The sequence below is a fragment of the Pseudomonas sp. HY2-MNA-CIBAN-0224 genome (assembly GCF_040310285.1).
GTDB lineage: Bacteria > Pseudomonadota > Gammaproteobacteria > Pseudomonadales > Pseudomonadaceae > Aquipseudomonas > Aquipseudomonas helleri.
In genome coordinates, this window is the sequence record NZ_JBEOPQ010000349.1 from 1 (window position 1) to 301 (window position 301).

Consider the following 301-nt stretch of genomic DNA (forward strand, 5'->3'; position numbering starts at 1 on the left):
CTCAAGCTCCATCAATTGTCCAATCAGCTGCGGTGGCGTAAGCTTGGTACTGACTAACAACGCATCTAAATCTTGTCCATGCCAATCAAGCTGCTCATAAACCAGCGTTAAATGCTCAGGGGCGACGATAGCGCTTTTAGGAGATTTGATATTAGACGGTATCGGTTGGCTCACCGCTGGCACAGAATCTGTCTCTGCAGCATTAGCAGACTGACTGTTAGTCGAGGGCTTATGGTTTGAGTTGGTCGTCTGTGCTGTTGGTCGATAGCCATTATTGCCATAAGCCAGCTGACCATTGACG

At 48.5% G+C, this 301-nt stretch carries 1 protein-coding gene; it reads right to left on the minus strand.

The features are described 5' to 3' along the window. Nucleotides 1-301: hypothetical protein (locus AAEZ03_RS26690; protein ID WP_350582797.1), on the minus strand; the 301-nt coding region annotated here is incomplete at both ends.